Origin of the sequence: Vibrio sp. 10N.286.46.A8 (genome assembly GCF_041470165.1) — a bacterium.
Lineage (GTDB): Bacteria > Pseudomonadota > Gammaproteobacteria > Enterobacterales > Vibrionaceae > Vibrio > Vibrio tasmaniensis_A.
Genome location: NZ_JBFRLX010000009.1, coordinates 106440 through 119799 on the forward strand (window position 1 = coordinate 106440; position 13360 = coordinate 119799).

Below are 13360 nucleotides of genomic sequence, written 5' to 3' on the forward strand. Positions count from 1 at the left end.
TACGCCGTACGAAACTACAACCTCGGTCACTCAATATTGAATGCTCATCTGGTAGAATAAACCGTCGTTATATTGCCCGCACTAATAGCGGGCATTTTTGTATTATGTTTTTTGGATGTTTGGTTAGGGAGAAGCGTTTTGGAACTAAGTTCGATTTCAAAGCAAAAACAAATATATACCCAACTATCACAGGCTTGCTTCACAGACCCATTTGCGTTTTTAGGGCCATACTTACCTTCTGAACAAGGTTCATTACGAGTGTGGATTCCTGGGGCAGATAAAGTCGAGTTGATTGTTGGAAAGGAACCTCGTATTAAGTTAGCGCGAGAGGGTGAAAGTGGTTTCATTCTTAAGCAAGAAAGAGACTTACGTTTTACTCACTACAAGCTTGCGGTTGATTGGAATGGAGTAGAGCAGATCATCGATGATCCATACCAATACCATGATCTGTACGCGAGTTATGAGGATCTTCATACACCTAAAGATATGTATCATCACATGGGAGCTCAGTTTATTACGCTAGAGCGTGATGGACAGACGATTTCAGGCACGCGTTTCTTGGTGTACGCACCGCATGCAACAGCGGCTAGCTTGGTGGGTAACTTCAACGCTTGGGATGGTCGTCGCCACCCAATGCAGCGTCTAGATTATGGTATGTGGGGCTTATTTATTCCTGATCTGGAAGAAGGCGCACAATACAAGTTTGAATTAAAAGGGCCTGATGGCGAAGGCTTGCCACATAAAGCTGACCCATGGGGTTTCTACTCTGAGCAGTACCCATCATTTTCATCTGTGACTTACGATCACGCTCGCTACCAGTGGCAAGATTCTCAATGGCAGAATCGCCCAGTGACGCAAAAGCGCAAAGAAGCCCTTTCATTCTATGAATTGCATGCCGGCTCTTGGAAGCGCAATGCTGAAGGTGAATTCCTAAACTACCGTGAGCTAGCGGCAGAGCTAATCCCATATCTAACGGATCTCGGTTACACACACGTAGAGTTGATGCCGGTTTCAGAGCACCCGTTTTACGGCTCTTGGGGTTATCAGCCAATAGGCTTGTTTGCGCCAACAAGTCGTTTTGGTTCTCCAGATGATTTCAAATTCTTCGTCGACCAATGTCACCAAGCCGGTTTAGGTGTTGTTCTGGACTGGGTTCCTGCACACTTTCCAAGTGATGATCACGGCTTAGCTAACTTTGATGGAACGCCTTTGTTCCATGATCCAGATCCACGCCGTGGTTGGCACCAAGATTGGAACTCGTATATTTACGATTTAGGCAAAGAGCATGTTCGTCGTTTCTTGGTAGCAAACGCTCTGTACTGGTTCGAACAATTCCATATCGATGGCATTCGTGTTGATGCGGTTGCTTCGATGTTGTACCTCGATTACTCGCGTAGCCATGATCAATGGATTCCGAATGTAGACGGCGGCAATGAAAATTACGACGCTATCGCGACCCTTAAGTGGATGAACGAAGAAGTTTATAAACACTTCCCTAACGCGATGACAATTGCTGAAGAATCGACGGCTTTCCCGGGTGTTTCAGCACCAACCTTTATGGGCGGTTTAGGCTTCGGTTTTAAGTGGAACATGGGTTGGATGCACGATAGCTTGTCTTACATTCAAGAAGATCCAATCAACCGTAAATATCACCACGACACGATTACCTTCCCGTTGGTTTATGCTCACAGCGAAAACTACGTATTGTCTCTGTCTCACGATGAGGTGGTTTACGGTAAAGGCTCTATCCACAACAAGATGCCGGGTGATGAGTGGCAGCAAACGGCTAACCTACGCGCTTACATGGGTTACATGTATGCACAACCGGGTAAAAAGCTGAACTTCATGGGCGCTGAATTCGGTCAAACGGCTGAATGGAATCATGACGATCAGCTGCAGTGGTTCTTGTTGGAATATGAACGCCACCAAGGTGTTCAACGCTTAACGAAAGATTTGAACAATCTATACCGCTCTGAGGCGGCAATGCACGATCTTGATTTCGACCCGAAAGGTTTTGAATGGCGTCTACAAGATTCTGCTGAAGCAAGTATCTTAGCTCATGAACGTATTAGTGAGTCAGGTGAACGAGTATTGGTTGTTTCTAACTTTACGCCTGTTCCTCATGAGCGCTTCCGTTTAGGTGTTCCAGCCCAAGGCCAGTACTCGCTATTGCTGAATACTGACTCGGCTGATTACGCAGGCAGCGGTTTTGAAGTGAAGCAGGTTGCTAAGGTTGAATCAGTAGCAAGCGAAGGTTTGGAGACGTCGATTGAGCTGCGTTTACCACCACTTTCAACGGTGTTTTACAGATTAAACTAATAACAATCACAGTAAGTCAGTGATCACAAAGACGACAAAGGGAGCCCTGAGGCTCCCTTTTTTGTTTCGATTTTCACTCTAAAACGGCTTGAATTTCGTTAAGTAGAACATCAAGCCGCACGTTATATAAGCGTCGCTTTGAATGAAAAACCTAAAATGGATACCAGAATAATTGTGGTTCTAAAACACGTTTTACGATCGCTAACACAACGATAAAGGCGATAACCATTAGCCAAACATAATCGATACGTTTCAAAGGCGCATAGCTATACCAAGTCCGTGACTTATGTCTGCCAAAACCTCGTAACGTCATTGCGTTTGAAATCTCGTCTGCACGGTCTAAGCTAGAAAAAATGAGCGGACCTAGAACCTTAGCTACGTTTTTGATGCGAGTGAGTAAAGGTGCTTTCTTCGATAGTTCAACGCCACGAGCCTGTTGAGCATGCATGATATTGATGAAGTCTTTTTTAACTTCAGGTAAATAACGCAGTGTTAAGCTGACCGCATAGGCGATTTTGTATGGAACGCCAATACGGTTGAGGCTTGCGGCAAACTCGGTCGGGTGCGTGGTAAAGACGAATATTAACGCTATCGGGAACATGCTCATGTATTTGAGCGTGACAGTGATTAAATAAAACAGAGTCTCTTGGCTCAACGAGTAGTTACCCGGCAGTGTCAGCAATAGAGTCTCGCTGCCGATGAGCTCTGTACCTTGCTGTGGAGCAAGCAGATACATGAACAAAGCATTTAGGCTTAATACACTCACCGTTCCCAATAACAAAGGCTTATAAACGCGCACAGGCACATTGGTGAGCTTTAGCAGGAATAAACCAGTCACAATAAGCAACGCGATCAATCTCAGGTCGAACGTAGTTAAAACCACAGTGACCCAAGCGAGAAAAAGTACAAATTTAGTGATGCCGTTCAGTGCGTGTAACGGTGATTTAGTATCAATGTAATTGATGCCAAATTTTACTTTTGATGCATTCATAGCGAGCTTCTCTCGTCGTCGATGAAGTACTGCATAAAAGCGTTGGTGTCGTCGATTTTCATCATAGTCGCAAGTTCATAAATGCTGGTAGTACAAAGGTTCGCACGTTCTAAAAGCGATGGCTGACTAAACACTTCCGTCATGGCTGCATTAGCAATCAACTTACTGTCTGCGATTACGATCGAACGTGTGGTGTATTCTAGAACCAAGTGCATGTCGTGTGAGATGATCACAACAGTAATGCCCAAATCTCGGTTAAGCTTTTGGATGAATGCCAGCATCGATGTGTAGTTACGGTAGTCTTGGCCTGCTGTTGGCTCATCTAAGATGAGGAGTTCGGGCTCCAACACTAAGATAGACGCGATCGTTACACGCTTTTTCTGACCATAGCTCAGAGCTTCAATGGGCCAGTGGCGGAACTTACTTAACCCGCAAAGCTCAAGAACGTTCTCTACTTTTTCTGTGACCAGCTGTTCTGCCATACCGCGGTTACGAAGACCAAAAGCAATCTCATCAAAAATCATATGATGTGAGATCATATGATTCGGGTTCTGCATCACCACACCGACTTTCTGGCTTCTTTCAAAGATGGAAAGTTCAGAGAAGTCTTGACCGTTTAGATAGGAAGAGCCTGAATCAGCATCTATCACACCCATGATGAGTTTGGTGATAGTGGATTTACCCGAACCGTTCTTGCCCAAAATCGAGACAAACTCACCCTTACCAATTTTGAAACTCACATCTTCGAGTGCATTTTTTTCGCCGTCGTAAGAATAAGTTAAGCCATGAACTTCGAGCAAAGGCTGGTACTGTTTCTCTGCTACCGGTGCCGGGCGCTCAGCAAACCAAGCTTGAACTGCTGGGCGGAATCTTTTGTAATCCAAAGCTTTGAGGTTTGAAAGTTTATCTTCGTTAGTCAGAGGGGCTTTCGCTGCTTTAAGTGCAGATAAGTAGAGAGGTTCACGAATACCGTGCGTCTCAAGTAACTTGGACGCTAAGATGTCATCCGGAGTCATATCCGCGACTATTTCACCGCGCTCCATTAAGATCACACGATCGATATCTCGATGTAGAACATCCTCAAGGCGATGCTCGATAATCACGATAGTCTTGTTGGTTTCTTTATGAAGTTGGTCGATGATCTCAATCGTTGCTTTGCCCGTTTTAGGGTCAAGGCTTGCTAGAGGCTCATCGAACAGCAAGATATCGACATCATCGACTAAAATACCCGCTAACGATACTCGCTGTTTTTGACCACCTGAAAGGTCATGAGGAGAGCGATCAAGCATATCCGCTAGGTCGACCATTTTTGCAGTCGATTTAACTAACGGGTACATATCAATGTTCGACATCAACTGGTTTTCTAATGCGAACGCGATATCTTCACCGATACTTAACCCCACAAATTGGCTGTCAGTATCTTGCAATACTGTGCCTACTTGCTCGGTATAGTCGTGCATTGAAAACTCAGAGACATTCTTGCCGTTGATCTCTAAAGAACCTGATACCTCACCTTTAATTGCATGAGGTATCAGACCATTGAGACACTGACCTAGCGTAGATTTACCACTACCACTTGGTCCAATAATGACGATTTTCTCTCCTTTCTCTATCCTTAGATTGATATTTTTTAGCGTCGGTTTATCCAGCGACTCATATCTAAAAGAGAAGTTCGAAAATGCTATAGTCATTAGCGTTTATGCCTCGGTCAGGTTACGGCTTTGTTTGTTACGTTTAGCGACTGATTTTAGGATCAGGAAGCCTACTACTGCGATAAGAATAGTGTTGCCCGCAGCGATGATAGACAGTTGAGTGAAGACTTTAGTAAACGGTTCTGCGTATAGGATGGTGTCTAGGAACGCGGAGCTACCATAACCCACAACGTTACCCGCAAGGGCAAGTATCACGAACAGTGCAAAATCTTTCATTGGCAGTTCGCCTTGTTGAAGGCGGTTCTTAGTCATCATTGGGAATAAGCCGATAACCATACCGACAATACCTGAGCCTAATACCCAAGTTAACCATACCCCCCAACCTGCGAACAAATCCGTTACCCAGTGACCGATAAAGCCAACCAAGAAGCCAACAATAGGGCCAAACAAAACAGAAAACAGTGCTAAGACTGCCATTGCTGGTTTCAATGTCGTGTTAGCAAACACTGGGACACCAAACATAGGTAAACCACCAATGCCGTACAGTGCCGCGCCAATAGCAATAACGACGACTGTTTTAGCTGAAAAGTTCATAGATAACCTCGAATACTGAAAATAAAGCATAATATTCGCCATTATTAATATGCGTCTCAATGAGAACGTTTTTTGGGCAAATATAAAAAATAAGGCGCGCATTATACAGTAGAACCCTTCCATAAGGGAAGGTAAGTGTCTAGATGTCTAAAATTCCATCTAGACGCATTAATATCATGTAAAAAGCGCAATTTTATGGTTAATCAAGCAACAAAAAAGCCAGAACGAGTCTGGCTTTTTGATTCATATTAACAATGTGTTAAGCGGGGTCGTCGTATATCTACGACCGTTTAGTGGTCTAGCTCTAGTTAGTGGTCTAGATATAGATAGTTTTGCCAACTCTTCATGCGAATAAGCACTTTACGCATGATAGATACGTGAGTGAAGCTGTCAGAATAAACGGCCACTTCGACGGCAGTACCCATAGGCAAATGGTACTCAGACAGATCATCAGTGATGGTCAGCTTAACAAATACGCGGCCGCTAGTGCGCAGTGCGTCAGTACCTAGAAGTGTGCCTCGAGCTTGAAATTGGCTTTCACCAATGGCTGGGATCACTTCATCAATGCGTCCTTTAAACACTTTTCCTGGTAGTGCTCTAAATAGAAACTCAGCTTCGTAGCCAGGTTGCAGTCGTTGTAGTGAGTTTTGTCTAAAGGCTGCGGTATAGAATTGCGCCTCAGTGTGAACAAAGGTCATCACCGGCGCTAATGGTAGTGGTACAGCCATTACACCAGGACGAAGAGCGAGTTGAGTTACGTAGCCATCGGTTGGTGCTCTTACTACCGTTTGGTCAAGATTGAATTCGGCTTTACGTAAATCAGCAAGTAAGCCTGCAACCGCTGTATTCTCACCGCCAATCTCAGAGTTAAGTGCGATCTGAGCTTGTTGTTGGTTTGCTTCGGCTACTTTCACTGCTGCTTCTGTGGCTTTGTATGCCTGTCGACGAGTATCGAGCTGTTGCTCTGTAAATGCGCCACTTTCGAAGCCTCGCTTGTATCGAGAGAATTCACGTTGTGCTTTATCTCTTTCTGCAATGGCTTTTACTTTGGCTGCTTCGGCTTCTCCAACTTGCGACTCTAGACCTAAGGCACCTTGACTCGCTTCTTTTACTTTGGCTTGCAGCTTAGCAACTTCAGCTTCAAAAGGAATCGGGTCTATTTTGAAAAGTATATCCCCTTGCTTGAGAGGCTTATTTGCTTCAACCGGAACCTCGATGACTTTGCCTCGAACCCCTGAAACAATCGGTGTCGTTGAGTAAACTTGATTACCGATTTGTGTGAAAGGGTGGTTGTAGTTCATCAATAGAATCAAAGTACCGATGAGGACAACACCACCCAGTACGGCTGTTGGGACAGTCCATTTGTTTAGTGGGATTTTGAATACTTTGAAAATCGTAATACAAAGCGCCGCGTAGGTCATTATCAGCAGTAAATCCATTACTTAGCCTCCTGATCTTGAACGTTGTTTGTCTGTTTCTCTGTGCTGTTTTGCTCAGTGCCCGCTTGCTTTAGCTGTGCGATTTCGTTCTGAAGTGCACTCACTTGGTCGATGAGAGTGTCGACTCGATGATGAATATCATGTTGTTCTTCTTCAAGCTTAGCGAAGCCCCAGCCACGATCTTTGCGCCACAACGTAGCCCAAATCCAAAGGAACGGCCAAATAGTGTGTAAAGTGAATAGGCTAACCCAGCCTGAGACATGAATAGCATCTTGATGAGGGTGATTGCGTTCTTTCGCAATTTCATAGGGAATATCGTGAATAACGATGATGCCGTAAAAGATAACTAATGCTACGAAAATCAGTAGACCGAGTGCAAAGTAGTCTAAAAACATAACAGATCCTTGTAATGTTAGATGTTAGTTACAAATATACTACGCTATCATCCAAGTAATTGTTATAAAAATGATTTACCAATCTGAAAATAATATGTTGCTGCTAATAATGAGAATAAAATCATTGATGGATCTTATAAAATCCAATTGAACTTGAATAGGTTATTTCGGATTTCTTGCTGACAAGATGACAGTTCTGATTCAAACGATGCGCATAGCCATAATCATAGCCATAACAACAATAAATAAAGGATAAATGCGGATGTATATAGGTGAATTAGCGGCCATTGGCGCTGCGATGGTGTGGGCATGTGCGACATGGATTTATGGGCAGTTTGGGCATCGCTTCTCTGCGATGCAGTTGAACATTGTTAAGGGGGTTGTAGCCTCTGGCATGATGCTGTTGGTCATGCCGTTAATACCGATGCCTGAATTCGAACTGAGTGCTAACCATTTTGGGATCTTGGCGATCTCGGGAGTCATTGGTATCGCAGTTGGTGACAGTGCTTATTTTGCGGCATTAAAAAGAATTGGTGCCAATAAGACCTTGTTGCTGGAATCTCTGGCTCCACCTCTTTCTGGTGTTTTGGCATTAATGTTTCTTGGCGCGGCACTCACTTTGCAAAGTTGGCTCGGTGTTGTGATAACAACCTTAGCGGTGACCTTTGTGGTCTTTCAGCCGTCGAAATCAGCGAACGGTAATGATATTTCTAATGACAAAGCACAGTGGGGTGGCATTGGATATGGGCTTATGGCAAGCGTTTGTCAGGCGTCGGGCGTGGTGATTTCCCATTACGCATTGGTGGCGGGTGACATTCCACCATTGTTAGGTGCTTTGATTCGCCTGACGATTGGCGTGTTTGCCGTAATGCTGATTATCCCTTTCGTTGAAAAGAAGCCGTACTCGTCGATAAAAAGAGATTTATGGGCAATGACCAAGCTCGATAAACTTTGGTTATTAGGGGCAATCTTTGTCGGGACGTTTCTCGCTCTATGGCTTCAGCAAGTGGCGTTGAAAAATGCTAACCCTGCGATTGCTCAAACATTAATAGCGACCAGCCCGGTCTTTATTTTGGTGATTTATGCGATTAGAGGAGAGAAGGTGTCAAAGCAAAGTATCATCGGGACACTTGCCGCATTAGGTGGAATCTCTTTGTTCTTTTATCAATAAGAGGCGGGCTTAGCTACAGACCTACAGACCTACAGACAGACGTGTTACTACTCTGTACACACTTGATTACGGCCGTTGGCTTTAGCTCGGTATAGCGCTTTGTCTGCACGATAGAAGGTACGCTGAGTATTTTCTCCATCGCGATGCAAAGTGATACCGATACTAACGGTTAAACCGCGCTCGCCGAGTATTTCATGCCACCCAAATTGGAAGATACGCTCTCGATAATTTTCAGAGTGCATTTCTGCTTTCGCAAGGTCAGTACTCTCAAGGATGACGAGGAACTCTTCTCCGCCAAACCTGACACATGACGCGCCTCTAAACTTAAAGTATGAACGCAGTTCTTGAGAAACGCTGACGATCGCTTTATCACCCACTAAGTGGCTCAGTTCATCATTGATTGACTTAAAGTGGTCGATATCGATAACTATTAATGCGAAAGGCGTTTCGTGTAGCAGTAGATCTTTCAGTTTCACATCTAACCAGCGACGGTTGTGTAACCCGGTCAGTGGATCGGTGAAAACATCTTGTTGTAGCTGAGCAACTGTATTTTTATGTTGCTCTGTTGTCTCTTTAAGCTCTTTGTTCTCTTGTTCGGAGAGAATGAGTTTAAGTTGTAATTCAAACCGTGATAGACGGCGCAGTTGGCTTGCACCGAGTTCGCTGATCGGGATCTGTTTCATCAGATCCGTTTCAATTCGGTAGCCTTTCTTCTCGTAGCTCAGCGCTTCTTCAAAACGACCTTGATTCAAACACACATCACTTAGAGAATCATAGAAGCGCTTCGCAAGCACTGGTGACGAGCCGGGCTTCACACGTTTGTGGGTGCTCGACAAGATCATACTTGCATAGTCTTGCTTTCCGGTCGCACTCAAGCAATGTGCTAACTCTAGACGAGTCATGGTCGCGAGCCAACTTGCTTGAGTACTGTTGGCTGGATATTGAATTTTTGACAGACAACGAAGCGCTTCATGGTGCTTTTTCTTAGCACGGAGCACTTTTGCTTGATACAACAATATTTGAGCTGTGAGTAGCTTATCACTCACTAAAATGCTCAGTTCTTCGCATTCGTTCAGTAAGTCGCTGGCCGCCGTTATTCGGTTGAGCAGTAGCAGACTTGCTACCATATAAAGCTTGAATTTAAGACGAAGTGATCGACTGCTTATCGCGTGATCTATGCTATTGATTTTTTGGTAGTAGCGAAGAGCTCTGCTGTGATCTCCGTAAGCGTCACACAGGTTCCCCATACCTAAGATAGCCATTACATATTCATCGATATGCCCGTGCTCAACAGCGATTGTCGATGAGCTGACGAACTCATTCAGTGCCGACGTGTAATCACCAATTTCAACCAAGCGATTACTTAAGCTGGTCTTTACAGTAAGAATATCTTCTATATCTGTAGGAAGGTGGAGTAGGTCGAGTGCCAGTTTCAACTCATCAATACTGGTTTGATTTTGTTGTAACTCGGCGCGGTACTCAGAGCTGATGATGTAACAGTGTGCTTGTTCTGTTTGTGTCGTCGAAACGTGTTGGCGAATATGATTCCAGAATATGATCGCCTCTTCACCCGATACCGATGAAGGATCTAGACCTGCATCTGTAATCTTGCTTAATAGGGTTTCCATCATTCTGTTACCTCAGCATCGTCTTCTTCTAGTTGTTCAAGAGTGAACGGGAACGTCAAAATATCGTTGAGGCTGACGGTCGGTCTCGAACCTTTTAATCCTTTTCTGTGCCATGGATAGATATCTAGCATGGTGGTCAGAGTTTTAAAGATCTGGTCTGCAGCTTCGTCTTTTTCGGAAAGCATCAGAGCCACACGTTCTGAACTTAGCCTTGCAATGAAGTCGTTCTGATTACACAAGGTATGTGCTATCTCGGTACAGACATCTAAGTAATCGGTATCGATGTGATGGAACATGATGATGCAGTGATTAGAGCGTTTAAGCTCCGTCTTAAATAGTACCAGTTTTTCCCACCAGAAGGTTTCGGAAACGACATAAGAGAGGTGCTTTTCCGGGTCGTGTTCGTGTTGACCTCGGATGCGGTTAATTAGCTTACGAGCTCTTTGTTCAAGCTGGCGTTTTGAACTGCGCGCTTTGTCTAAACCGACACGATTTGTTTGTTCTTTAAGCATGCCGGTAGAATATTGACGATACTTCTTAAAAGCGATCAATGCGGCTTCAAAATCTTGATTTTCTTCTGCGACTAAAGACTGTTGATAACAAATTTGGCTAAGCAGTTCGCCATTATCGAATTCGTTTGCTGACTCTTCTGCCAGCCTTAGCAACTCGGCGGCTTGTTCTGGCCTCTTTCTTAAGAGCTCCAGTCTAGCTCGGCTGATGTAGGAATGCGCTTTCATCCATACAAGGTTGTGCTCTACTGCTAGCTTGTGCGCTTTGGCTGTGGCTCGTTCTGCATCATCCAAACGTTCAAGGCCAAGTAGGGCAAGGCCTCGAAAATCCCATACTTCCGCGTGCCAAGTATTATCTTTATATTCTTTTAGTGCTTCTTCTGCACCGTCGAGCACCGATAGCATTTCAACATAGTTGTTTAGCAGGTAGTAATCCCATGCGAGAAGTATTCTCGCTTTGCCTTCTAACCAACCAATGCGACTGTTATTCGCTACTTTTACAGCGAGCTGGTGGGTAGAGCGTGCAAGTTTATATTCGTGAGTCATTCGCCAAATGTTGCCAAGGCCAATGAGGCATTCAATTTGAATCTCCACTTCATCAACCAGTGCAGATTGTTCTAATGCATTGATCCAGAACTGTTGGGCGGAGTAATACTTGGCTTGTCCCCAGAATTGGAGAGCGTGTAAGTGGAGAATTTCAGGGAGAAAATGATCGGTATCTAATCGGCTTTGGCGTTTGTAGGCTTCCTTGATGTATTTTAAACCTTTCTGGTAATCCATAAGGTTCCAACAACATCTCGCCATTAACATGAATGACTGGATAGCGCCCTCTTCAAACAGAACTTGCTCTGATCTGACTAGGCATTGTTGTGCAATCTCTAGGATCACCAATGGCTCAGAATCAACGCGAGTTTTGAGTTGTTCTAGTTCGGTTTCAAGAAGGTACTGATTTTTGTCCAAGGCTTAGATCCATAATTATCGAACATATTGATAACACAATCATTATAGGAGTGTGATTGATGATAAGCATCAATTATCTCTCGCTGAGCATAAAGGGGACACGTATCTTTTCCAATTCTGGGTGTTATCTCATGCTTTTGCTTTGAAATCAATGAGTTCTAGAGCGCTTGTCTAGATGGTAAATTTCTATGAAAGCAATTGCTTAAGAGTTAATGGCTGCTCTGTCACACCTAAGCGTTGTGCTGCCGTCAACCCTTGCTTATCTTGGTAGCACAGATTGTGCCAAGATCTAAATATGTCGAGTAATGGAAGAATGCCCCCAGGACGAAGTTTACGTCTTGGCTCATTGATGAAGCTATCAAATAACAACTGAAAACGTTGTTGATAGAACTTTGTTTGCTGAATTGAAGCTGTATTAAGCCACTGTTTTGGTTCTGGATTATTACCCGTTAGGTAGCAGATACCTTTTTGACTGTCACCTTGACTCGCGATAGCCCAACGATCGCGCCACCAACTCATATGAACGATGTCGATCTTTTCAAAATTTTGGTCATCTTGCCAACCTGAGTCTTCCTCTACATACATAAGGTCAACATTTTGACGCTGAATACGCGGCAAGCAAACGCTTAGAGCGGCAGATCTTAGTAATGGATCTTGTGGCATATAGATCGTGACATGCTTATTCTCATCACACATATCAAGCACGTGTAGGAAGTGAGCATAGGAAGTATAAGGCGGTCGAATTAGCGCGCCTTTCGAAGGGTAACTGAATGTCGTAAGGTTCCCCATTGGGTCCTCTACATTGCCTCTCGCAAGAATGACTTGATATTGCTGCTCAATGCGCTCTTTCAGTTTGTCAGACGGCTGAGGAAGTTCGAGATTCGCTTCTGAAGAGTGCTCTTTAGACACAAAGCGTGCAACGTCATCATAAGGGTTGTGATCAGCACTTCCAGATGGTTCTTCATTTTGAGAGTAATTGACGTGTTGGCAAAGGATGTAGCCAGAGTGTGCCTCGCCAGTCGCTATCCATACCACACCATTGTTGCTTTTCGGTTGCAGGCGTTGGTAGTGAGAAGCGAATTCGTAATCTTTAGCATGGTTGACCCAACGAGCATCGATCATCGCTAACTTGCGACGACAGCGACTGGCGATATGGTCAACATGATCATAGAAAGTCTTTGGATTGATCTCTAACTTTCTACAAATTTCACGTACTGAATACCCCATGAACAATAAGCCCATGAGGTTCTCTTGAAACTGAAGTTTTTTGTTGGATCCTGACCACTTATCAACGAAGGTTGATTGGCAGTCTTTGCATCTGTAACGCTGCCTATCGCCACTGTAGCCGAAGGCATGATAAAGATGTTTGTGGGTATGAACCGATAAGCCAAAGTTATCGCAATCATCATTACGACAAGCAGGGAGCCCGTCGCTGTGAAGTTGTCTTAGGCGATGAAGTTCGCTTAACACTTCACGATTGTTAAGTAAGGGGGGGAAAGCTCCACATTCACGACAAACCATCGCTGGACGCTTAGGGTTTGCGTGTTGCAAAACATACCGTTTTGCATCGCTCAAGCCAAAGTTGTCACACGCCAATGTTTTACAAAAGTTGAGTTGCAAACCATCCGCATCTTTTGGCAGCTTGTCGTTAGACACGATCTCCCCCTCGGGATTATTTGAGCAGCCAAGTGAGCTTGGCTGC

10 protein-coding genes are annotated in these 13360 nt (G+C 44.4%); 2 read left to right on the forward strand and 8 right to left on the reverse strand.

Annotation, left to right across the window (positions count from 1 at the left end; all coding sequences use genetic code 11):
• Positions 1 to 138 precede the first annotated feature (138 nt).
• Entirely contained in the window at positions 139 to 2319 is a 2181-nt protein-coding gene (gene glgB / locus AB4232_RS01445) for a 1,4-alpha-glucan branching protein GlgB (protein ID WP_372085794.1), read from the forward strand.
• 151 nt (positions 2320 to 2470) lie between these two features.
• On the opposite strand, the gene AB4232_RS01450 is transcribed toward glgB, so the two are convergent.
• The 5 genes from AB4232_RS01450 to AB4232_RS01470 all read right to left on the reverse strand — a co-directional run bounded on the left by AB4232_RS01450 (position 2471) and on the right by AB4232_RS01470 (position 7390).
• Positions 2471 to 3310: an energy-coupling factor transporter transmembrane protein EcfT gene (locus AB4232_RS01450; RefSeq protein WP_012600180.1), complete on the reverse strand. Its 840-nt coding sequence runs from the start codon at positions 3308 to 3310 to the stop codon at positions 2471 to 2473.
• Complete coding sequence (locus tag AB4232_RS01455) at positions 3307 to 5001, reverse strand: ABC transporter ATP-binding protein (protein WP_372085797.1); 1695 nt, start codon at positions 4999 to 5001, stop codon at positions 3307 to 3309. Before AB4232_RS01455 ends, AB4232_RS01450 begins: the two co-directional genes overlap by 4 nt.
• Before the next feature lie 6 nt (positions 5002 to 5007).
• Complete coding sequence (locus tag AB4232_RS01460) at positions 5008 to 5556, reverse strand: ECF-type riboflavin transporter substrate-binding protein (RefSeq protein ID WP_372085800.1); 549 nt, start codon at positions 5554 to 5556, stop codon at positions 5008 to 5010.
• Between the two features lie 308 nt (positions 5557 to 5864).
• Positions 5865 to 6995 (reverse strand): HlyD family secretion protein, encoded by a 1131-nt coding sequence (locus AB4232_RS01465; protein WP_372085803.1) that lies wholly within the window; start codon positions 6993 to 6995, stop codon positions 5865 to 5867.
• The gene (locus tag AB4232_RS01470; RefSeq protein WP_009845835.1) at positions 6995 to 7390 is read right to left on the reverse strand and encodes a DUF3302 domain-containing protein; all 396 of its coding nucleotides are present in this window, start codon (positions 7388 to 7390) and stop codon (positions 6995 to 6997) included. The genes AB4232_RS01465 and AB4232_RS01470 overlap by 1 nt, the downstream gene beginning before the upstream one ends.
• A 262-nt stretch (positions 7391 to 7652) precedes the next feature.
• Here AB4232_RS01470 and AB4232_RS01475 point away from each other — a divergent pair, with 262 nt between their 5' ends.
• Positions 7653 to 8561: a DMT family transporter gene (locus tag AB4232_RS01475; protein ID WP_029223175.1), complete on the forward strand. Its 909-nt coding sequence runs from the start codon at positions 7653 to 7655 to the stop codon at positions 8559 to 8561.
• A gap of 47 nt (positions 8562 to 8608) precedes the next feature.
• Here the strand turns inward: AB4232_RS01475 and AB4232_RS01480 are convergent, their stop codons facing one another.
• The 3 genes from AB4232_RS01480 to AB4232_RS01490 form a co-directional block, all read right to left on the reverse strand.
• On the reverse strand, positions 8609 to 10189 hold the full coding sequence (locus tag AB4232_RS01480) for a diguanylate cyclase domain-containing protein (protein ID WP_372085824.1): 1581 nt from the start codon (positions 10187 to 10189) through the stop codon (positions 8609 to 8611).
• Positions 10189 to 11658 carry a hypothetical protein gene (locus tag AB4232_RS01485; protein WP_009845832.1) on the reverse strand — a complete coding sequence of 490 codons (1470 nt, stop codon included), beginning with the start codon at positions 11656 to 11658 and terminating at the stop codon, positions 10189 to 10191. Before AB4232_RS01485 ends, AB4232_RS01480 begins: the two co-directional genes overlap by 1 nt.
• Positions 11659 to 11844: 186 nt before the next feature.
• Positions 11845 to 13314: a lactate dehydrogenase gene (locus AB4232_RS01490; RefSeq protein WP_372085805.1), complete on the reverse strand. Its 1470-nt coding sequence runs from the start codon at positions 13312 to 13314 to the stop codon at positions 11845 to 11847.
• Positions 13315 to 13360 lie beyond the last annotated feature (46 nt).

What these genes read in the sequence shown, in the direction of transcription:
- AB4232_RS01470 (WP_009845835.1), bottom strand. Translation starts at nt 7,390, where the DNA reads ATGTTTTTAGACTACTTTGCACTCGGTCTACTGATTTTCGTAGCATTA.
- AB4232_RS01450 (WP_012600180.1), bottom strand. Translation starts at nt 3,310, where the DNA reads ATGAATGCATCAAAAGTAAAATTTGGCATCAATTACATTGATACTAAA.
- AB4232_RS01475 (WP_029223175.1), top strand. Translation starts at nt 7,653, where the DNA reads ATGTATATAGGTGAATTAGCGGCCATTGGCGCTGCGATGGTGTGGGCA.
- AB4232_RS01460 (WP_372085800.1), bottom strand. Translation starts at nt 5,556, where the DNA reads ATGAACTTTTCAGCTAAAACAGTCGTCGTTATTGCTATTGGCGCGGCA.
- AB4232_RS01455 (WP_372085797.1), bottom strand. Translation starts at nt 5,001, where the DNA reads ATGACTATAGCATTTTCGAACTTCTCTTTTAGATATGAGTCGCTGGAT.
- AB4232_RS01465 (WP_372085803.1), bottom strand. Translation starts at nt 6,995, where the DNA reads ATGGATTTACTGCTGATAATGACCTACGCGGCGCTTTGTATTACGATT.
- AB4232_RS01480 (WP_372085824.1), bottom strand. Translation starts at nt 10,189, where the DNA reads ATGGAAACCCTATTAAGCAAGATTACAGATGCAGGTCTAGATCCTTCA.